Annotated in this window: 15 protein-coding genes; 9 read left to right on the forward strand and 6 right to left on the reverse strand. The window is 71.0% G+C overall.

Annotated elements, in window-relative coordinates; genetic code table 11:
• Positions 1–47: 47 nt before the first annotated feature.
• Complete coding sequence (locus NRK68_RS11865; RefSeq protein WP_183065405.1) at positions 48–1487, forward strand: amino acid permease; 1440 nt, start codon at positions 48–50, stop codon at positions 1485–1487.
• 84 nt (positions 1488–1571) lie between these two features.
• Here NRK68_RS11865 and NRK68_RS11870 read toward each other — a convergent pair whose 3' ends face one another.
• Complete coding sequence (locus tag NRK68_RS11870) at positions 1572–2156, reverse strand: biotin transporter BioY (protein WP_046774895.1); 585 nt, start codon at positions 2154–2156, stop codon at positions 1572–1574.
• 284 nt (positions 2157–2440) lie between these two features.
• Here NRK68_RS11870 and NRK68_RS11875 point away from each other — a divergent pair, with 284 nt between their 5' ends.
• Positions 2441–3847, forward strand: coding sequence for an amino acid permease (locus NRK68_RS11875; RefSeq protein ID WP_257855743.1), 1407 nt, complete (start codon positions 2441–2443; stop codon positions 3845–3847).
• 92 nt (positions 3848–3939) lie between these two features.
• On the opposite strand, the gene NRK68_RS11880 is transcribed toward NRK68_RS11875, so the two are convergent.
• On the reverse strand, positions 3940–4722 hold the full coding sequence (locus NRK68_RS11880) for an SDR family NAD(P)-dependent oxidoreductase (RefSeq protein ID WP_183065409.1): 783 nt from the start codon (positions 4720–4722) through the stop codon (positions 3940–3942).
• Positions 4723–4903: 181 nt separating this feature from the next.
• On the opposite strand from NRK68_RS11880, the gene NRK68_RS11885 reads away from it, so the two are divergent.
• Together NRK68_RS11885 and NRK68_RS11890 are read left to right on the forward strand one after the other, a co-directional pair.
• Entirely contained in the window at positions 4904–6304 is a 1401-nt protein-coding gene (locus NRK68_RS11885) for an amino acid permease (protein WP_257855744.1), read from the forward strand.
• A gap of 158 nt (positions 6305–6462) precedes the next feature.
• Complete coding sequence (locus NRK68_RS11890; RefSeq protein WP_030036236.1) at positions 6463–7119, forward strand: superoxide dismutase; 657 nt, start codon at positions 6463–6465, stop codon at positions 7117–7119.
• A 146-nt stretch (positions 7120–7265) separates the two neighbouring features.
• Here NRK68_RS11890 and NRK68_RS11895 read toward each other — a convergent pair whose 3' ends face one another.
• Positions 7266–7916: a mycothiol-dependent nitroreductase Rv2466c family protein gene (locus tag NRK68_RS11895; protein ID WP_183065412.1), complete on the reverse strand. Its 651-nt coding sequence runs from the start codon at positions 7914–7916 to the stop codon at positions 7266–7268.
• A gap of 140 nt (positions 7917–8056) precedes the next feature.
• Here NRK68_RS11895 and pepN point away from each other — a divergent pair, with 140 nt between their 5' ends.
• Both pepN and NRK68_RS11905 read left to right on the forward strand, forming a co-directional pair.
• On the forward strand, positions 8057–10618 hold the full coding sequence (gene pepN, locus NRK68_RS11900) for an aminopeptidase N (RefSeq protein ID WP_257855745.1): 2562 nt from the start codon (positions 8057–8059) through the stop codon (positions 10616–10618).
• Between the two features lie 242 nt (positions 10619–10860).
• Positions 10861–11823: a putative endonuclease domain-containing protein gene (locus NRK68_RS11905; RefSeq protein WP_257855746.1), complete on the forward strand. Its 963-nt coding sequence runs from the start codon at positions 10861–10863 to the stop codon at positions 11821–11823.
• Here the strand turns inward: NRK68_RS11905 and NRK68_RS11910 are convergent.
• Both NRK68_RS11910 and NRK68_RS11915 read right to left on the reverse strand, forming a co-directional pair.
• Positions 11799–12686, reverse strand: a complete 888-nt coding sequence (locus tag NRK68_RS11910; protein WP_257855747.1) for a pyridoxamine 5'-phosphate oxidase family protein — start codon at positions 12684–12686, stop codon at positions 11799–11801. The genes NRK68_RS11905 and NRK68_RS11910 overlap by 25 nt on opposite strands.
• On the reverse strand, positions 12686–13144 hold the full coding sequence (locus NRK68_RS11915; protein ID WP_183065418.1) for a VOC family protein: 459 nt from the start codon (positions 13142–13144) through the stop codon (positions 12686–12688). Before NRK68_RS11915 ends, NRK68_RS11910 begins: the two co-directional genes overlap by 1 nt.
• A gap of 121 nt (positions 13145–13265) precedes the next feature.
• Between NRK68_RS11915 and NRK68_RS11920 the strand changes: the two genes are divergently transcribed.
• Entirely contained in the window at positions 13266–13826 is a 561-nt protein-coding gene (locus NRK68_RS11920) for a CGNR zinc finger domain-containing protein (protein WP_183065419.1), read from the forward strand.
• Positions 13827–14099: 273 nt separating this feature from the next.
• Positions 14100–17423, forward strand: coding sequence for a S8 family serine peptidase (locus NRK68_RS11925; RefSeq protein WP_257855748.1), 3324 nt, complete (start codon positions 14100–14102; stop codon positions 17421–17423).
• A gap of 76 nt (positions 17424–17499) precedes the next feature.
• Here the strand turns inward: NRK68_RS11925 and NRK68_RS11930 are convergent, their stop codons facing one another.
• A complete protein-coding gene (locus NRK68_RS11930) occupies positions 17500–18993 on the reverse strand; it encodes a M28 family metallopeptidase (RefSeq protein ID WP_257855749.1) in 1494 nt (497 codons plus the stop codon).
• Positions 18994–19253: 260 nt separating this feature from the next.
• On the opposite strand from NRK68_RS11930, the gene NRK68_RS11935 reads away from it, so the two are divergent.
• Entirely contained in the window at positions 19254–20282 is a 1029-nt protein-coding gene (locus NRK68_RS11935) for an aspartate-semialdehyde dehydrogenase (protein WP_183065422.1), read from the forward strand.
• Positions 20283–20332: the final 50 nt, after the last annotated feature.

A 20332-nucleotide genomic window follows, 5' to 3' on the forward strand; every position in this document is an offset into this window, starting at 1 on the left:
AGGTTTGAATGCCGGGGCTCGCAACCCGAGAACCTAAGGATCCGTCCATGAGCTCCACGACGACCCTTCAGAAGGCAGGCGACCCCACCGGAAACCCCGGTGACGGCGGCCTGCCCTCCGACGGTCTGAAGGCCGGTCTCAAGAACCGCCACCTGTCCATGATCGCCATCGGCGGTGTCATCGGCGCCGGTCTCTTCGTCGGCTCCGGTGGCGGTATCGCCAAGGCCGGTCCCGCCATCCTGATCTCCTACGCCCTCGTCGGCGCCATGGTGGTCTTCGTGATGCGGATGCTCGGTGAGATGGCCGCCGCCAGCCCGAACTCGGGCTCCTTCTCCGCCTACGCCGACCGGGCGCTCGGCCGCTGGGCCGGCTTCTCCATCGGCTGGCTCTACTGGTTCTTCTGGGTCGTCGTCCTCGCGGTGGAGGCCACCGCCGGCGCCGCCATCCTGGAGAACTGGATCCCGGCCGTCCCGCAGTGGGCCTGGGCCCTGATCGTGATGGCGGTCCTGACCGTCACCAACCTCGGCTCGGTCGCCTCCTACGGTGAGTTCGAGTTCTGGTTCGCGGGCATCAAGGTCGTCGCCATCGGTGCCTTCGTGGTCATCGGCATGCTGGCCGTCTTCGGCGTCCTGCCCGGCTCCGACAACCCCGGCGCGGGCTTCGCGCACCTGACCGACACCGGCGGCTTCTTCCCCAACGGGTACGGCGCCGTCCTGACCGGTGTGCTGATGGTCGTCTTCTCCTTCATGGGCAGCGAGATCGTCACGCTCGCCGCCGGCGAGTCGGAGAACCCCCGCAAGGCGGTCACGCAGGCCACCAACTCCGTCATCTGGCGTATCGGCGTCTTCTACCTCGGTTCGATCTTCGTCGTGCTGACGCTGCTCCCCTGGAACGACAAGTCGATCACCGAGAAGGGCTCGTACGTCGCCGCCCTCGACTCGATCGGCATCGCGAACGCCGGCACGATCATGGAGGTCATCGTCCTGACCGCCGTGCTCTCCTGCCTGAACTCCGGCCTCTACACCGCCTCCCGCATGGCCTTCTCGCTCGGTGAGCGCGGCGACGCCCCCAAGGCGTTCGCCAAGGTCAACAAGAAGGGTGTCCCGGTCGCCGCGATCCTCGGCTCCACGGTCTTCGGCTTCGTCGCCGTCTACTTCAACTACGCCTTCAAGGACACGGTCTTCAACTTCCTCCTGAACTCCTCGGGTGCCATCGCGCTCTTCGTGTGGCTGGTGATCTGCTTCACCCAGCTGAAGATGCGCGGGATCCTGGTCCGCGAGGCCCCGGAGAAGCTGACCGTGAAGATGTGGCTCTTCCCGTGGCTGACCTGGGCCACCGCCGCACTGATCGTGTTCGTGATCGGCTACATGTTCGTGGACGACGCCAACCGCGAGGTGGTCACCCTGTCCACCCTCGTCGCCGGCCTGGTCGTGGCCGTCGGTGTGGTCCTGGACCTGCGCCGCAAGCGCGCCGCCGTCCAGGGCTGACCGCCCGACCGCGTCCCGTACACACGCCGGAGCCCGGCCCGCCTCGTCAGGTGGGCCGGGCTCCGGCCGTAGGAGGGACCCGCGTCAGCCGCGGCGGCCGGCCAGCTTCCAGGCGGCCGGCAGGGCGCCCATCGCGAGGGCGGCCTTGAGGGCGTCGCCGATCAGGAACGGGGTCAGGCCCGCCGCGACGGCCGCGCCCAGGGACATCCCGGTGGCGGCCATCAGGTACGGCACGCCCACCGCGTAGATCACCGCGGAGCCGAGCGCCATCGTGCCCGCCGTACGCAGGACCGAGCGGTCGGCGCCGCGCCGCGCGAGGGCGCCGACGACGGTGGCGGCGAGCATCATGCCGAGCACGTAGCCGAAGGAGGCGCCGCCGGCCCCGGAGGTCCCGCCCGCGAACCACGGCACGCCGGCCATGCCGACGAGGGCGTACAGCGCCAGCGAGAGGAAGCCGCGGCGGGCGCCGAAGGCGGTGCCGACGAGCAGCGCGGCGAAGGTCTGGCCCGTGACGGGGACCGGGGAGCCGGGGACCGGCACCGCTATCTGCGCGGCGATCCCGGTCAGGGCGGCGCCGCCGACGACGAGCGCGATATCGCGCACGCGGCTCGCGGGCAGCAGGTCGGCGAGGACGGCGCCGGGCCGGAGGGAGACGGAAGCAGTGCTCATCAGGGGCTCCGCACAGTGGTGGGGGTCGGGACGATCACCGACGTTAGTGCGGGGTCCGGAGCCGCCCCACCGCCGCCCGGGACAAAGCCCCGCTCCCCCCATTGGTGGGGACCGGACAAAGGCAACGCCCCTGGTCGGCGCAGCGTGATCCTCGTCACGAGCAACATCCGACAACACGTCCGTTTTGCACGGACGACCGCCGCTCAGCGAGACTGTTGGATCCTGCCAAGCCAATGGCGGAGTCCCCACCACCGCTGGGCCGAACGAGAGTACGAGCACTCCTCATGCGTGAGCGTTTGCCAGACGCACCTCCCACGACGGGCGACCTGCCCCCGGAACCCCTCAGCCACAGCCTCAAGCAGCGCCACCTGACCATGCTGGGGCTCGGCGGCGTGATCGGCGCCGGCCTCTTCGTCGGCTCCGGCGCCGGCATCGGCATCGCCGGCCCCGCGATCATCTGCTCCTACCTCCTCGCCGGCGTCCTCGCGATGCTGGTGATGCGCGCGCTGGGCGAGATGTCGGCCGCGATGCCCGCCTCCGGCTCCTTCTCCGTCTACGCGGAGCGGGCGCTCGGCCGCTGGGCCGGTTTCTCGGCGGGCTGGCTGTACTGGTTCCTGCTGGTCGTGGTGCTGGCCGTGGAGGCCACCGGCGCTGCGAAGATCGCGAACGGCTGGGTGCCCTCGGTCGACCAGTGGGTCTGGGTGCTGCTCTTCATGGTGGTCTTCACCGTGAGCAACCTGGCCGCGGTGAAGAACTTCGGCGAGTTCGAGTTCTGGTTCGCCGCCCTCAAGGTCGGCGCGATCGTGCTCTTCCTGATCCTCGGCACCCTGGCGATCTTCGGTGTGCTCCCGGACACGGATCCGGTCGGCATGACCAACCTGACCGGCCACGGCGGCTTCTTCCCCCAGGGCTTCGGCGGCGTGGTCGCGGGCATGCTGGCCGTCATCTTCGCCTTCGGCGGCCTGGAGGTCGTCACCATCGCGGCCGCCGAGTCCGACGACCCGGCCCGCTCGGTATCGCGCGCGGTGCGCAGCGCGGTGTGGCGCATCCTCTTCTTCTACGTCGGCTCGATGGTCGTCATCGTGACCCTGCTGCCGTGGGACTCGCTGGAGCCGGGGCAGAGCCCTTACGTCGCCGTCCTCGACTCCATCGGCATCCCCGGCGCCGGCCAGATCATGAACATCGTGGTGTTCGTGGCCCTGCTGTCGGCGCTGAACGCGAACCTGTACGGGTCCTCGCGCATGATCTTCTCGCTGGCCGAGCGTGAGGAGGCGCCGAAGTCGCTGCTGAAGGTCTCGGGCGGCGGCGTGCCGCGCCGGGCCGTGTTCGCGTCGGTGGCCTTCGGCTTCGTCTCGGTGGTCCTCAACCTGCTGTGGCCGGACACGATCTTCCTCTACATGCTCAACGCGGTCGGCGCCGTCCTGCTGTTCGTGTGGGCGCTGATCGCGGTCTCGCAGCTGAAGCTGCGCCGCCGGATCGAGCGGGACATGCCCGAGCGGCTGGTCCTGCCGATGTGGCTGTTCCCGTACGCCACCTGGGCCGCGCTGGCCGGGATGGCGGCGGTCCTGGTGCTGATGCTGTTCGACGACTCCGCGCGCCCGCAGCTGCTGTGGTCGACGGGCGCCGCCCTGCTGGTCCTCGCCATGGCGGGGGTCCGCGAGCTGCGGGAGCGGCGCGGCCCGAAGGCCTGACCGCCCGCCGGCTCGGCCGCTGTCCACGGCCGCTGTCCACGGCTCACACCCCCCGAAGGCCCCCGCGCACCCGGCGCGGGGGCCTTCGCGCGTCAGGTGCGCAGGTACGAGGCTCCGTTGACGTCGAGCACGGTGCCCGAGCTCCAGCGCGCCGCGGGCGAGGCCAGGTACAGCACGGCGGCGGCGACCTCCTGAGGCGTGCCGACCCGGCCGAAGGGGCTCTGCGCCCGGATCCGTTCGCCCTCCTCCCCTTCGAGCCGCCCGGCGACCCGTTCGGTGGCCACGAAACCGGGCGCCACGGAGGCCACGGCGATGCCGTGCGGGGCCAGGGAGACGGCGAGGGACTGGCCGAGCGCGTGCAGGGCCGCCTTGGTGGCGCCGTAGGCGGGGTGGTCGGGCTCGCCCCGGAACGCCCCGCGCGAGCCGATGTTGACGACGCGGCCCTCCCGCCGGCCGTCGATCATGCGGCGGGCGACGCAGTGGGTGAGGTTGGCGGGGGCGAAGAGGTTGACGGCGGCCGTCTGGCGCCAGGCCTCCTGCCAGTCGGCGTACGAGGTGGTGGGCAGCGGGTGCGCGAGCATCACGGCGGCGTTGTTCACGAGGACGTCGATGCCGCCGAGGGCCTCCTCGGTCTCGGCGGCGAGGGCCTCCACGCGGGCCGGGTCGCCGAGGTCCGCCGTGACGAGGACGTGGCCCTCGCCCGGGAGGTCCGCGAGGGTGCGCTCGGCGTCCGCATGCCGGGCCGTGCAGTGCACCGCGACCCGGTCACCCTGCTCGGCGAAGGCGGTGGCGACGGCCCGCCCGATCCCCCGGGAGGCCCCGGTGACGAGCACCCCCCGGCCCGTGGCGGCCAATTCCCTTACGCCGTGGTCCATCCGGTCGTCCCCCCGTCACCTGTCGTCGCGTCACCCGCGTCCTGCCGGCAGCGTACGGGTGTGATCACGGCCGGTCATTCGGCTGTCCGAATACCGGACGCCGATCATCCGAAGATCGGACAGAGGTGAGACTGGGGCACCTCATCACGTCCCCCCGCACAACCGGACAGGCACACCCGCAATGAGCCAGAGCACCCTGACACCGCCCGAAACGCCGCGGACCGACACCGGATCCCCGCTCGGCAACGGCCTCAAGCAGCGCCACCTTTCGATGATCGCCCTCGGTGGTGTCATCGGCGCCGGACTCTTCGTCGGCTCCGGAGCCGGCATCGCCGCGGCGGGCCCCTCGATCGTGCTCGCCTACGCCGCGTCCGGACTGCTCGTCATGTTCGTGATGCGGATGCTCGGTGAGATGTCGGCCGCCAACCCCGCCTCCGGCTCCTTCTCGGTGCACGCGGAGCGAGCGATCGGTCCGTGGGCCGGGTTCACCGCCGGCTGGATGTTCTGGACGCTGCTGTGCGTGGGCGTGGCCATCGAGGCCATCGGCGCGGCGCACATCATGACGGGCTGGTTCCCGGGCACCCCGTCGTGGATGTGGGTGCTGGTCTTCATGGCGCTGTTCTGCGGCTCCAACCTGGCCGCCGTCTCGAACTTCGGCGAGTTCGAGTTCTGGTTCTCCGCCCTCAAGATCGGCGCCATCGGCCTCTTCCTGGGCCTCGGCGTGCTGGCCGTCCTCGGCCTGCTGCCCGGTACCGGCGCGCCCGGCACGGCCAACCTGCTGCACGACGGCGGCTTCCTGCCCAACGGGGTCGACGGCCTGCTGGTCGGCCTGCTGGCCTCGGTCGTCGCGTACGGCGGACTGGAGACGGTCACCATCGCCGCCGCCGAGTCGGAGGATCCGGTCAAGGGCGTGGCCAAGGCCGTGCGGACCACCATGTGGCGCATCGCCGTCGTCTACGTCGGCTCGATGCTGGTCATCGTGACCCTGCTGCCGTGGAACGACCCGAAGGTCACCGAACAGGGCCCCTACGCGGCCACCCTGGACCACCTGGGCATCCCGGCGGCCGGCGAGATCATGAACGTGGTCATCCTGATCGCCCTGCTGTCCGCGATGAACGCCAACATCTACGGCTCCTCCCGCATGGCCTACTCCCTCGTTTCCCGCGGCCAGGGCCCCAAGGCGCTGGGCAAGGTCACCGGCCGCGTGCCGCGCCGGGCGGTGCTCGCCTCCTCCGGCTTCGGCTTCGTCACCGTGCTGCTGTCCTACTGGTACCCGGACACCCTGTTCGCCTGGCTGCTGAACATGGTCGGCGGCGTCATCCTCGTCGTCTGGGGCTTCATCGCCGTCTCGCAGTTCGTGCTGCGCCGGCGGCTGGAGCGCGAGGCTCCCGGGAAGCTCGTCGTGCGGATGTGGGGCTTCCCGTACCTGACCTGGGTGGCGCTGACCGGGGTGGCCGGGGTCCTGGTGCTGATGGCGCTGGGCGAGGACACCCGGGTCCAGGTGATCTTCACGGGCGGGCTCACCGTCGCCCTCGCCGTGACCGGATATCTGCTGCAGCGCCGGGCGCCCGCCGCCCGCTGACACCCCTCGACCACAGGTGGGCCCCGTGCGGACGCACGGGGCCCACCTGCGTTCACAGAGGTGACCCTTACGTGTGAGGCGGAATAGATGCTGCTAGCGTGCAGTTGCGCATTGATTGCAATAAGCGATTGGCACGCCGAGGGGACCGGATAACACGCATGGCCATCTACACGCTTCCTGAGCTTCCGTACGACTACGCGGCGCTGGAGCCGGTGATCAATCCGCAGATCATCGAGCTGCACCACGACAAGCACCACGCGGCCTACGTCACGGGCGCCAACAACACGCTGGAGCAGCTGGCGGAGGCGCGCGACAAGGAGAACTGGGGCGCGCTCAACGGCCTCGAGAAGAACCTCGCGTTCCACCTCTCCGGCCACATCCTGCACAGCATCTACTGGCACAACATGGCCAGCCCGAAGACCGGCGAGGGCGGCGGCGAGCCCACCGCGGCCGACGGCCTGGGCGACCTGGCCGACGCGATCACCGAGTCCTTCGGATCCTTCGCGAAGTTCAAGAAGCAGCTGACCTTCGCGTCCTCCGCGACCCAGGGCTCCGGCTGGGGCGTGCTCGCGTACGAGCCCGTCAGCGGCCGTCTGGTCGTCGAGCAGGTCTACGACCACCAGGGCAACGTGGGTGTCGCCAGCACCCCGATCCTGGTCTTCGACGCCTGGGAGCACGCCTTCTACCTGCAGTACAAGAACCAGAAGGTGGACTTCATCGAGGCGATGTGGAACGTCGTCAACTGGCAGGACGTCTCCAGGCGCTACGCCGACGCCAAGGCCAACACCCCGCTGCTGATCCCCGTCAAGGGCTGATCGCACCCCCGAGCCCGTCCGCCTCGTGATCGTCTTCTCAACCTTCACCGGCGGGCGTGTCCAGCAGAAGACCCCCGTGAGGACGTGACTCGCGGGGGTCTTCTGTGTCTTCGTGTCTTCGTGTCTTCGTGTCTTCGCCGTGCGGGCTACTCGAAGGAGGGGCCCTTGGTGCGGGTGCGCTTGATCTCGTAGAAGCCGGGCGTGGAGGCGACGAGCAGGGTGCCGTCCCACAGCCGGGCCGCGGCCTCGCCGCGCGGGGTCGGGGTGACCACCGGACCGAAGAAGGCGACGTCGCCCTCGCCGTCGGCGCCCGGAACGGAGATCACCGGTGTGCCGACCTCCTGGCCCACACGGTCGATGCCGTTGTTGTGCGAGGCCCGCAGCACCTCGTCGTACTCGTCGGAGTCGGCGTACGCGAGCAGCTCGGCCGGCAGGCCGACCTCGGCCAGCGCCTCGGCGATCACCTCGCGGGTCGGGCCCTTGTCCTCGTTGTGGATGCGGGTGCCGAGCGCGGTGTAGAGCTTGCCGGTGACCTCGTCGCCGTGCTTCTGCTGGGCCGCTATGACGACGCGCACGGGAGCCCAGCCCTTGGGGCCGAGCAGCTCGCGGTAGACCTCGGGCAGTTCGTCGAGCTTGTTCTCGTTGAGGACGGCGAGACTCATCACGTGCCAGCGCACCTCGACGTCGCGGACCTTCTCGACCTCCAGCATCCAACGGGACGTCATCCAGGCCCAAGGGCAGAGCGGGTCGAACCAGAAGTCGACCGGGGTCTTCTCGCGCACCTGGGTCTCGGTCATGTCTCTCCTCGGTGTCGGTCTCAGGCGGGAAAAAGGCATCAACGGCGCATGTCCTCCGTCCCCAACCAGGACACCGTCGCGCGCATTCCCCTCGTGCGAGGATTCGACCCAAGAACGCGATCACGCACGAAGGAGTGCAGGTGCCCGGAGAGAATCTGTCCCGCGAGGAGGCCCGCGAGCGGGCCGAGCTGCTGTCCGTCGACGGGTACGAGGTCGTCCTCGACATCCGGTCGGCGGTCGACGAGGCCGAGCCCGCGCAGGGCCCGCGAACCTTCCGCTCGGTGACGACGGTCCGCTTCCGGGCCGCGGTCCCCGGCAGCGCCACCTTCGCGGACCTGATCGCCCCTTCGGTCAACTCCGTCACCCTCAACGGGCGGGCGCTGGACGTGGCCGCCGTCTTCGACGGCTCGCGGATCGCCCTGGCCGGCCTGGCCTCCGAGAACGTCCTGGTGGTGGACGCGAACTGCGCGTACAGCCGGACGGGCGAGGGCCTGCACCGCTTCGTGGACCCGGAGGACGGCGAGGTCTACCTGTACACGCAGTACGAGCCGGCCGACGCCCGGCGGGTGTACGCGAACTTCGAGCAGCCGGACCTGAAGGCGCCCTACCGCTTCGAGGTGACCGCGCCCGAGGGCTGGCAGGTGTGGAGCAATGGCGCCGAGGAGTCCCGCGAGGGTGCGGTGTGGCGGTTCGCCGAGACCGCGCCGATCTCCACGTACATCACCTGCGTGGTGGCGGGCCCCTACCACTACGTGACCGACACCTACACCCGCGGGGACCTCACCATCCCGCTGGGCGCGATGTGCCGCAAGGGGCTGGCCAGGCACTTCGACGCGGACGACATCTTCCTCGTCACCAAGCAGGGCTTCGACCTCTTCCACGAGATCTTCGACTACCCCTACCCCTTCGGGAAGTACGACCAGGCCTTCGTGCCGGAGTACAACCTGGGCGCCATGGAGAACCCGGGGATGGTGACCTTCCGGGAGGAGTACATCTTCCGCGGCAAGGTCACGCAGGCCTCGTACGAGCGGCGCGCGAACGTGATCCTCCACGAGATGGCGCACATGTGGTTCGGCGACCTCGTCACCATGAAGTGGTGGGACGACCTGTGGCTGAAGGAGTCCTTCGCGGACTTCATGGGCTCCTTCGGACTCGTCGAGGCCACCCGCTTCGACCAGGCGTGGGTGACCTTCGCCAACAACCGCAAGGCATGGGCCTACCGCGCCGACCAGCTGCCGTCCACGCACCCGATCACGGCCGACATCCGTGACCTGGAGGACGCGAAGCTGAACTTCGACGGCATCACCTACGCCAAGGGCGCGGCGGTGCTCAAGCAGCTGGTCGCCTACGTCGGCCGGGACGCGTTCCTGGAGGGCGCGCGCCGCTACTTCAAGGCCAACGCGTACGGGAACACCACGCTGGACGACCTGCTGTCGGTACTCGGCGAGGTGTCCGGGCGGGACATGACCGAGTGGTCGCGTGCCTGGCTCCAGACGGCGGGCGTGAACGCGCTGACTCCGGTGGTGAGCTACGACGCGGAGGGGCGGATCACCGAGCTCGCGGTCGTCCAGGAGGGCGACGAGCTGCGGCCGCACCGGGTCGGCGTCGGCCTGTACCGGCTGGAGACGGACGGTGCGCTGGTCCGCTACGCGCGGGCCGAGGCGGACGTCTCCGGCGCCCGTTCGGTGATCGCGGAGCTGGCCGGGCAGGACCGGCCCGACCTGGTCCTGGTCAACGACGAGGACCTCACCTACTGCAAGATCCGGCTGGACGAGGGTTCGCTGGCCACGCTGCGGGCGCACCTGGGGGATCTGACGGATCCGCTGGCGCGGGCGCTCGGCTGGTCGGCGCTGTGGAACCTGACGCGGGACGGCCTGATGCCGGCGCGCGACTTCGTCTCGCTGGTCCTGGCGCACGCGGGCCGGGAGACGGACGTCGGCGTCCTGCAGCAACTGCACGCGCAGGCGCAGACCGCGGTCACCCACTACACGGCGCCGGACCGGCGCGAGCAGGGCAGCCGGGACCTGGCGGCGGGCGCGCTGCACCAGCTGCGGGTGGCCGAGCCGGGGTCGGAGGGCCAGCTGACCTGGGCGCGGTTCTTCGCGGCGAGCGCGGCGACGGAGGGCGACTTCCAGCTGCTGCTGGGGCTGCTGGAGGGGTCGGCGCGGATCGACGGGCTCGACGTGGACCAGGAGCTGCGCTGGGACTTCCTGCTGCCGCTGGCCGCGCACGGGGCGGTGGACGAGGGCGTCATCGCCGCCGAACTGGCCCGGGACGACACCGCGTCGGGCAAGCGGCACCAGGTCCGGTGCCTGGCGGCGCGCCCCTCGCAGGCGGTGAAGGACCAGGCGTGGGCGGCGGTGGTCGAGTCGGACGCGCTGTCCAACGCGCTGGTGGAGTCGACGATCGCGGGCATGCAGCAGCCCTCGCAGCGGGACCTGCTGGCCACGCACACGGGGCGCTACTTCGAGGTCATCGAGCGGGTGTGGGCGGACCGGTCGATCCAGATCGCGATGGACATCGTGAAGGGGCTCTACCCCTCGCTGCAGGGTGACGCCGCCGCGCTGGAGGCCACGGACGCGTGGCTGGCCGGGCACGAGGGCGCCGCCCCGGCGCTGCGCCGCCTGGTGCTGGAGTCCCGCGACGACCTGGCCCGGGCCCTTGCCGCGCAGCGGTGCGACGCGGCGGCGGACACCCCCTAGTCCGCGGGGGCGCCGCCTGGGCGCCGCCCCGGACCCGCGCCTCGAACGCCGGCGAGGCTGGATTCTCCAGCCGGTCCGGCGGGTGAGGACCGGGTCCGGGCGGAGCCCGGGGAGCAGGTCCCCCGTACGGGCGCACCCCATCGGCAGTCGAACGCCCGTACTTTAGCCCCAGCTTGTCCGGATTTGTCGACGAGCGTGTAACAGGGGTTAGCAAGGCCATGGCCTGAGGGAATCACCGCGTCATGAACCACAACGCACCCCTCCCCCTCGCCCACCTCACCGGCAACAGCCCCCGCGTGCTGACCCTCGCACAGCTGCGCGAGCACGGCGTGAGCGCCTCCGAGGCCGCCGAGCGGCCCTGGCAGCAGATCCTGCCCGGCGTGTTCCTGCTCCACTCCGGGCCGGCGACGAGCGAGGAACGGCTGCACGCCGCGCTGCTGTACGCGGGCCGGCGCGGCGGGGGCGAGGCCATGATCACCGGGCTGGCGGCGCTGGCCCTGTACCGCTTCGCCTCCGCGCCCCCGCTGACCGCCGTCGCGCACATCGACGTACTGGTGCCGGGCCTGCGGCGGCTCCGCTCCACCGGGGACGTACGGATCGTGCGCACGCACACCGCGCCCCGGTCCCAGCAGGTCACCGGGCTGCCCGTCGCGCCCGTCGCCCGGGCGGTCGCCGACGCCGTCGCGCAGCTGTCCGACGCCGGCACCGTACGCCGGCTGCTGAGCGAGGCCGTCCGCAGCGGGCACTGCGAACCGAGTGCCGTCGTACGCGAGCTGACGGTGGCCCGGCTGCTGAACCGGCCGCACGTGGTCGACGCCGTCGAGTCCCTCCTGGCGGAGGGGCGGGCCATCGCCGAGGACCGGCTGTACCACCTCGTGCGCGGCTGGGAACTCCCCGACCCCGTCTGGAACGTGGACCTGCGCATCCCCGGCGGCCCGCACCTGGGCGGGGTCGACGCGTACTGGCCCGAGCACTCGGTGGCCGTGGAGATCGACACCCGTGCCCCGCGCCAGGGCGAGGACGAGGAGTGGTCCGAGTGCGTGCGCAAGCGCGAGACGCTGGAGCGGCTCGGGGTGACCGTCCTGCACATCACCCCGCGCAAGCTGCGCGACTGGCCCGAGCAGCAGGCCGCGGTCATCCGGACCGCCCTGACGGCCTCGGGCGACCACGAGCCCGCCGCCTACCTGGTGGTGCTCCCCAGGTGAGGGGAGTACTCCGGGGTGCTCCACAGCAGCCGCCCCGGATGAACGCCCTCCACCACCGACTCCACGCAGAAGCGGGTGCGGCGGCCGCCGTCGGGCGCGAACTCCGTCCGGGCCCGGCCGCTGAGCTGGAGGACGGCACCGCTCTCCCAGTCCGGGAAGAGCAGCCCGGCCCGCGGGTCGGTCATCAGGTTCCCCAGGGTCAGGAACATCGCGTTCCCGGCGTAGTCCGGCCAGGCCAGCTCGACCGGGGAGAGGACCTCCACGAAGCCCGGCAGTCCGCCGCGGTGGCTCGCGTCGACACCCTCCGACTCCGCCGTGGTGGCGACGAAGAAGGTGTCGGCTCCCCGCACGGTCCGCACCTGGCCGGGGGTGAGCGCGTCCCCGCGGCGCACCACGCCGGCCCCGTCCGCGACCAGCTCCAGCGGCTGCCGCTGCTGCAGGTACTTCGGGCAGTTGGCGAAGACCTGCTCGGCCTCGACGGCGAAGCCCCGCGGGGTGGCCGTGAGGGTTCCGTTCAGCCGCATCCGGCGCCGGGTGCGCGGGTCGAGCGCGATGGTCCCGACCCGGGTCCCGGCCGTGGCCAGCGCCTCGGCGAGCGGGTCGCCGGCGGGCGGACCGCCCGTGACGGTGACCCGGTGCGCCCCGGTGGCCCGTACGAAGCCGGGCGGCCCGGTGAGCAGGGAGGCCCACATCCGGCCGGCGTCGTCGGCGGCTCCGACGACCAGGTGCGGCTGGAGCTCCAGGAAGGCAGCGGCGACGTCGCGGATGCCCGTACCGATCGAGCGGCCGACGTGCTCGGCCGGCCCGCGTACGCCGACCCGCTCCTGCACCGCCACAGACCCCCAGTGGTAGACGCCGCCCATTAGAAGAACCCGCAGGTCGGCGCCCCCGCGGTGGGAGCGGGAGCACCCTCGGCGCCGGTCGGTACGGAGATCTCCAGACGGGTGCCGTCGGGGTCGTGGAAGAAGATGCCGCCGGAGGCCGCGCCCTCGCGGTGCGCGACGACGCCCTCGTGGGCGAAGTCGACGCCGAGGCCGCGCAGCCGCTCCTCGTACGCGCGCACCTCCTCGATGGCGCCGGCCGAGAACGCCAGGTGGTGCAGTCCGGCCGCGGCCGGTGCGAAGGCGCTGTCGGCCTGCTGCCAGAGCGTGAGGACGAGCTCGCCGTCCCGGCCGAGGAAGGCGTAGCGGCGGTCCTCCTCCTTGCCCTCCCCCAGCACCTGGAAGTCCAGGGCGTCCCGGTAGAAGGCGAGCGAGCGCTCCAGGTCGGTGACGTTCAGGCCGATGTGTCCGGTGCGGAGCTTGCTGATGGCGGTGGTCATGACGGGTCCTCCCCAGGGGCCGTTCCACGAGTTCTAACCTTCTATATTCAATTTAAGGGTTAGAGCGGAAGGCGTCAACCGCTCACGTACTCTTGAGGGGTTAGCGAGCGAGGAGACGGACATGACGACGGCGGACCCGCGGCCCCTGACCGGGGAGCCGATCGCCCTCGACCTGCTGAACACCCGCTGGATGCGGGAGGGGGAGCTCGTCGACCTCTTCGCCGGGGCCTTCGGGCTGAGCCGGGTCGAAGGGCTCGCGGTCTGGCTGGAGTCCGCAGGGCTGGCCGGGCGCTTCCGGGCCGACGCCCCGACCCTCGTCCATCTGATGACCGCCCGCGAGGCACTCGCCCGGGCGGTCGCGGACCCCGCCGACGAGAGCGCGCGCGCCCTGGTGGACGCGGTACTGGAGCACGGGCGCATCCGCGCCACGCTGACCGCCGAAGGCCCGGGAGAGCGCGCCGAGTTCGACGACCGCACCTGGGGTCCGGCCTGGACGGCCGCCCGGAACTACCTGGAACTGCTGGACACCGCGCCCGACCGGATCCGCAAGTGCGCCTCCGAGACCTGCGTCCTGCACTTCCACGACACCTCGCGCAACGGAACCCGGCGCTGGTGCTCCATGTCCGCCTGCGGAAACCGCGCGAAGGCATCGCGCCATTACGCGCGCACGCGCGAGCGCTGACCGCACAAAATCTGTCACACCCGCACCGGGGAACGACTGCACCCCGGTGCCGACTTGGGGCCACTAAGTCGATAAATCAACTCTTCAGCCCCTGTGGTTCGCACCACTGTGCCCGGATACGGCCTCACTGGCGGAATTCCCGCACTGGCGGATGTCCGCCACGACAGGTCTCGGTCGATGACATCCCTCCCCAAAGACCTGTCGGTTGAGGAAAGCTGACCGGTCATCCGGCACCGAAATCCGGACCGTATCTTTCACTTACCAGGGATGCTGATGACCCTCGAATCCCCCAGTTCCATACCCGGGGCAAGACGCGTCGCGCGCGTCGCGGCCGCGGCCGGCCTGGTCGCCGCCCTCGCGGCGACCGGTGCCGGGCCCGTGTTCGCGGCGACCGGCGCGGACACCCCGGGCACCTCGCCCGCGGTCAAGTCCGCCGACCAGAAGCTCGGTTCGGCCGACGTCGAACTGCTCCAGGAGGCCAAGGCCAAGGGTGACGCGAACGTCACCGTCATGGTCGCCACCGCCCCCGGCCAGACCAAGCAGGTCGCCGACCAGCTGGACGCCGTCCAGGGCGCCTCGGTCGGCCGGACGTACGACAACCTCGGCTACGTGCGCGCCACCCTGCCGACGGGCAAGGCCGAGGCCGCGCTGAAGGCGGCCGCCAAGCTGTCCTCGGTGCACGGCATCGACCTGCGTCACGAGATCCAGCTGCCGGACCCGCGCCCGGACGCCGGGCGGGAGAGCGGCACGGTCAAGAAGACCGCGGCCGAGACGTACGCGGCGCCGGACGGGAACACGCCGGCGAAGAACCCGTACAACCCGTCCTTCGAGACCGGCGCGGTCGAGTTCGTCGAGAAGAACCCGCAGGCCGACGGCCGCGGCGTGACCATCGGCATCATGGACTCGGGTGTCGACCTCGGCCACCCGGCCCTGCAGAAGACCACCACCGGCGAGCGCAAGATCGTCGACTGGGTGACGGCCACCGACCCGATCACCGACAACGACGGCACCTGGCGCGCCCAGATCACCCCGGTGACCGCGGCCGGCGGTACCTTCACCGCGGGCGGCCAGAGCTGGAAGGCGCCCGAGGGCAGCTTCCAGTGGAGCCGGTTCAGCGAGTCGATCACCGCCACCGGTGACATGGCGGGCGACGTCAACCGGGACGGGGACACCACCGACCGGTTCGGCATGCTCTACGACGCCGCCGCCGGCACCGTCCGCGTCGACACCGACCAGGACGGCGACTTCACCAACAACGAGCCGATGAAGCCGTACAAGGACGGCTACCAGATCGGCTACTTCGGCACGGACAACCCGGCGACCGAGGTCGCCGAGCGGATCCCGTTCGTGATCGAGATCCGCAAGGACGTCCCGATGGACCCGCTGGGCGGGGACTGGGTCGGCAAGAAGGCCGACTTCGTCAACATCGGCATCATCGAGTCCGAGCACGGCACGCACGTCGCCGGCATCACCGCCGCCAACAGCCTCTTCGGCGGCAAGATGAACGGTGAGGCGCCCGGCGCCAAGCTCGTCTCCTCGCGCGCCTGCTCCTGGTCCGGCGGCTGCACCAACATCGCACTGACCGAGGGCATGATCGACCTCGTCGTCAACCGCGGCGTGGACATCGTCAACATGTCGATCGGCGGCCTGCCGGCGCTGAACGACGGCAACAACGCGCGCGCCGAGCTCTACCGCAACCTCGTCGACACCTACGGCGTCCAGCTGGTCATCTCGGCCGGCAACTCCGGTCCGGGTGTGAACACCATCGGCGACCCGGCCCTCGCGGACAAGGTCATCTCCGTGGGCGCCTCGGTCTCCAAGGAGACGTGGGCCGCCAACTACGGCTCCGGCGTGAGCACGAAGTACAACATGTTCCCCTTCTCCTCGCGCGGTCCGCGTGAGGACGGCGGCTTCACGCCGACCATCAGCGCCCCCGGCGCGGCCATCAACACCATCCAGACCTGGCTGCCCGGCGCGCCGGTGAAGGAGGCGGGCTACAGCCTGCCGGCCGGTTACGGCATGCTCCAGGGCACCTCGATGGCCTCGCCGCAGGCGGCGGGCGCGAGCGCACTGCTGATCTCGGCCGCGAAGCAGCAGGGCATCAAGCTGACCCCGGCCTCCCTGCGGGTCGCGCTCACCAGCTCCGCGAAGAAGATCGACGGCGTCCCGGCGCACGCGCAGGGCTCCGGTCTGATCGACGTGAACGGCGCCTGGGAGTCCGTCCAGCGCGACGCCAAGGCCAACGAGTTCACGGTCAAGGCCCCGGTCGACACCGCGATCGACCAGTTCCTGAAGACCCCGGGCTTCGGCACCGGCCTGTACGACCGCGAGGGCGGCCTCAAGGTCGGCCAGAAGAAGGTCTACAACGTCGTCGTCACCCGCACCACGGGCGTCAAGTACGGCACCCGGCACGACCTGAGCTGGCGCAACAACGACGGCACCTTCAAGATCATCGGCGGCTACGACTACGTCACGCTGCCGCTGAACAAGCCCGTCACCATCAAGGTCGAGGCCAACGCCAAGACGGCCGGCGTCCACAGCGGCATCCTGCAGCTGGACGACGAGACCACCGAGGGCATCGACAAGCAGATCCTGACCACCGTCGTGGCTTCCGCCCCCCTGGCCGCGCCGGCGTTCTCCCTGTCCGAGTCCTCCACCGTGCAGCGCAACACGCACAAGTCGTACTTCGTGACCGTGCCGCCGGGCGCCAAGAGCCTGGAGGTCGCCCTGAGCGGTCTCGCGGCCGGAGCCCAGACGCGCTTCATCGCGATCCACCCGTACGGCGTGCCGGTCGACCCGACGGCCACGACCAACTGCTACCCGAACTACGACAACCCGGCGAACACCTGCCGCCCCGACGTGCGCTCGTACCCCGAGCCGACGCCGGGCGTCTGGGAGATCGAGGTCGAGGCCCGTCGTACGTCGCCGGTGCTCGACAACCCGTTCAAGCTGGACGTCTCCGTGCTCGGCGCGGCCTTCGACCCCGCGGTCAAGGTCCTGCCCGAGGTGAAGCAGGGCACCCCCGCCCCGGTCCAGTGGAGCGTCAAGAACGCCGGCGCGGCCATCGGCGACGGCAAGCTCAAGGGCGGCCCGCTCGGCTCCGCGAAGGTCGCCAAGCCGACCATTGCGAACGGTGAGACCCACACCACCGAGATCGCCGTCCCCGCCGGCACCTCCCGCCTCGACGTCGCGATCGGCAAGGTGTCCGACACCGGCGCCGACCTCGACCTCGAGGTCTACAAGGACGGCGTCAAGGTCGGCTCCGCCGCCGACGGCGACTCCGAGGAGGCCGTGAGCCTGAAGAACCCGGCCGCGGGCACCTACACCGTCAAGGTGATCGGCTACGCCGTCCCGTCCGGCTCCACCACGTACGACTACCGCGACGTGTTCTTCTCGGCCGCCCTGGGCTCCGTCCAGGTCGACGAGGCCGCCACGGTGAACCTCGCCACCGGCGCCACCGCGCAGGTCTCGGCGAACGTCCTGGTCACCAGCGCGGCCCCCGAGGGCCGTCAGTTCTTCGGCCAGGTCGAGCTGCTCAACACCCGCGGCACCGCCGCCGGCACCGGCAGCGTGCAGATCGAGAAGGTCCTCCCGTAGCACCTTCTGCAGGGAAAACCCGAGGGGGCGGCGCTCTGACGAGCACCGCCCCCTCGGGCCGTTCCCCGGACAGCCCCTACGGCCGGCCGAGCGTGCGCAGCGACTCGGCGTAGGTGCCGACCGCGTGCGCGATGACGTCCAGGTTCGTGTCGAAGGCCTTGAGGTCGATGTTCTTCAGGTCGTCGCCCGCCCCGTGGTAGTTCGGGTCGTACGGAGCCCCGGCGGTGCCGCCGTGGCGCCGCGCCTGCTCGGCGGTCTTGATGCCCTCGGCCCCGGTGAAGGTGCCGCCGGCCGGGATACCGTTCGCGATGAACGGCCCGTAGTCGGAGCGGCCGTCGAAGTCGCTGCCCTCGTGCGGCTTGCCCTTGCTGTCGAGGAACCCGTTGATCAGCGCCTCGATCTGCGCGGAGCCCGCCGGGCCGGCCCCGGCGCCCGTCCGGTCCGAGTCGTCGCCGTCGTAGACGAACTGGACCGGGTTCGGCGAGGCGATCATGTCGAAGTTCAGGTAGAGCGCGATGTCCTTCTTCTGCTTCTCCGACAGCTGCGCGACGTAGTGCTCCGAGCCGAGCAGGCCCAGCTCCTCCGCCGACCACCAGCCGAAGCGGACCTTGTTGGCGGTCCCCTTCCCCTTCTTGTTGGCGCCCTCCTCGGCCAGCTTGAGGGCCACCTCCAGCAGCCCGGCCGAGCCGGAGCCGTTGTCGTTGATACCCGGGCCCTCGGGCACCGAGTCGAGGTGCGCCCCGACGGTGACCACGCGGTCGGAGCGGCCGCCCCTGGTCTCGGCGATCACGTTGCGGGTGGTCTTCCTCAGGTGCTCCTGGTCCAGGTCCAGGCGTACGGTCACCTCGCCCCGGCCGGCGGCGGCGGCCAGCGCCTCGCCGTCGGCGAGGGTGATGCCGGCGCTCGGGATGATCCCCTCGGTGGGCGAGGAGAAGCCGCCCCGTACCGGGGTGGTACCGCTGTGGTTGTAGACGATGACGCCGAGCGCCCCCGCCGCGGCCGCGGCCCGCTGCTTCTCCAGGAAGGTGCAGGCGCCCCGCTTGACCAGGGCGATCTTCCCCGTGAAGGCACCGGTCGGGTAGTCGTCCGCCGTGCAGCCGGGGGTCTCGTCGACCCGGGCGGGCGCGAGCGGCGCGGTCAGGCCGCCCGCCGGGGTGGACCTGGTGAAGGTGAAGGCGGCCGTGGCCAGCTCGCGGGGGTCCGGGCCGAGGACCGTGGTCCGCTCCGTCCGCGTGTGCGCCTCGTGGATGTCGAAGTCCTGGTACCGGACGTCGTACCCGGCCGTCTTCAGCGTGTCGTGCACGTACGCGGCCGAGGCCGCGTGGCCGGGGGTGCCGGCGGCGCGGTTGCCGCCGCTCGCGTCGGCGATCTGCTGGAACTTCTTCAGGTGGCGGTGGGCGCCCTTGGCCGTGACCTCCTCCACCAGCTCCCGGGCGAGCCGGCCCTCGCGCGGGTGGGCGGAGGCCGGGGCGGCGGCGAGCAGGACGGGTGCGGCGAGGGCGACGGCCGCGAGGGCGGCGAGCGCCGGTATGGACCGGCGGCGGTGGCTGTGGCGGCGGATGGCGCGCACGGTGGATCTCCCCGAGTCTGTGGTTCGGCCTGAAGTCGATCATGTCCGGATAGCGGGCACGACAGACCGGACGCTAACCGGTCCCGATCAGGCAAAACGGTCGTACAGGGGGCGTGAAACACGGCCGCCACGCACTCGTCATGGGTGTTCACATTCAGAACACCGTCCGTTCCTCGGACAATAGATTGGACAAGGCGCGTGGGGTCGAACGCATGATGGCCTCACGCGCGCCCGCGTCGTACGGAGCAGAAGGAGTCACCGTGAGGGTCGGAATCGTCGGAGCCACCGGTCAGGTCGGCGCAGTCATGCGCAGCATCCTCGCCGAGCGCAAGTTCCCGGTGGACGAGCTGCGCCTGTTCGCCTCGGCCCGGTCCGCCGGCACGACGATCGAGTGGGAGGGCCGCGAGATCACGATCGAGGACGCCTCCGCGGCCGACTACTCCGGTCTGGACATCGTGCTCTTCTCCGCGGGCGGCGCCACCTCGAAGGCCCTGGCCGAGAAGGTCGCCTCGCAGGGCGCCGTCGTCATCGACAACTCCTCCGCCTGGCGCAAGGACCCCGAGGTCCCCCTCGTCGTCTCCGAGGTCAACCCGCACGCGATCAAGAACCGCCCCAAGGGCATCATCGCGAACCCGAACTGCACCACCATGGCGGCCATGCCGGTGCTGCGCCCGCTGCACGACGAGGCCGGCCTGACCGCGCTGATCGCCACCACCTACCAGGCCGTCTCCGGCTCCGGCCTGGCCGGTGTGGCCGAGCTCGACGGCCAGGTCAAGGCCGTCTCCGAGGGCGCGACCGGGCTGGTCCACGACGGCGGTGCCGTCGACTTCCCCGAGCCGGGCGTCTACAAGCGTCCGATCGCCTTCAACGTGCTCCCGCTCGCGGGCTCGATCGTCGACGACGGCTCCTTCGAGACCGACGAGGAGCAGAAGCTCCGCAACGAGTCCCGCAAGATCCTGGAGATCCCGGAGCTGAAGGTCTCGGGCACCTGCGTGCGCGTGCCGGTCTTCTCCGGCCACTCCCTCCAGATCAACGCCCGCTTCGACCGCCCGATCAGCGTCGAGCGCGCCTACGAGCTGCTGAAGGACGCCGCCGGCGTGGAGCTCTCCGAGATCCCGACCCCGCTCCAGGCCGCCGGCCAGGACGCCTCGTACGTGGGCCGCATCCGCGCCGACGAGACGGTGGAGAACGGCCTCGCGCTGTTCGTGTCGAACGACAACCTCCGCAAGGGCGCCGCGCTGAACGCGGTCCAGATCGCGGAGCTCGTCGCCGAGGAACTGCGCGGCTGATCCCACCCCGCACGACCCGGAGGGCGGACGCCGCACGGCGCCCGCCCTCC

The sequence above is a fragment of the Streptomyces yangpuensis genome, from assembly GCF_024666385.1.
In the GTDB taxonomy this organism is placed as follows: Bacteria; Actinomycetota; Actinomycetes; order Streptomycetales; family Streptomycetaceae; genus Streptomyces; species Streptomyces yangpuensis.

What these genes read in the sequence shown, in the direction of transcription:
- NRK68_RS11880 (WP_183065409.1), bottom strand. Translation starts at nt 4,722, where the DNA reads ATGGACCACGGCGTAAGGGAATTGGCCGCCACGGGCCGGGGGGTGCTC.
- NRK68_RS11875 (WP_257855743.1), top strand. Translation starts at nt 2,441, where the DNA reads ATGCGTGAGCGTTTGCCAGACGCACCTCCCACGACGGGCGACCTGCCC.
- NRK68_RS11910 (WP_257855747.1), bottom strand. Translation starts at nt 12,686, where the DNA reads ATGGGCGGCGTCTACCACTGGGGGTCTGTGGCGGTGCAGGAGCGGGTC.
- NRK68_RS11915 (WP_183065418.1), bottom strand. Translation starts at nt 13,144, where the DNA reads ATGACCACCGCCATCAGCAAGCTCCGCACCGGACACATCGGCCTGAAC.
- NRK68_RS11925 (WP_257855748.1), top strand. Translation starts at nt 14,100, where the DNA reads ATGACCCTCGAATCCCCCAGTTCCATACCCGGGGCAAGACGCGTCGCG.
- NRK68_RS11905 (WP_257855746.1), top strand. Translation starts at nt 10,861, where the DNA reads ATGAACCACAACGCACCCCTCCCCCTCGCCCACCTCACCGGCAACAGC.
- NRK68_RS11870 (WP_046774895.1), bottom strand. Translation starts at nt 2,156, where the DNA reads ATGAGCACTGCTTCCGTCTCCCTCCGGCCCGGCGCCGTCCTCGCCGAC.
- NRK68_RS11920 (WP_183065419.1), top strand. Translation starts at nt 13,266, where the DNA reads ATGACGACGGCGGACCCGCGGCCCCTGACCGGGGAGCCGATCGCCCTC.
- NRK68_RS11890 (WP_030036236.1), top strand. Translation starts at nt 6,463, where the DNA reads ATGGCCATCTACACGCTTCCTGAGCTTCCGTACGACTACGCGGCGCTG.
- NRK68_RS11865 (WP_183065405.1), top strand. Translation starts at nt 48, where the DNA reads ATGAGCTCCACGACGACCCTTCAGAAGGCAGGCGACCCCACCGGAAAC.
- NRK68_RS11895 (WP_183065412.1), bottom strand. Translation starts at nt 7,916, where the DNA reads ATGACCGAGACCCAGGTGCGCGAGAAGACCCCGGTCGACTTCTGGTTC.
- NRK68_RS11885 (WP_257855744.1), top strand. Translation starts at nt 4,904, where the DNA reads ATGAGCCAGAGCACCCTGACACCGCCCGAAACGCCGCGGACCGACACC.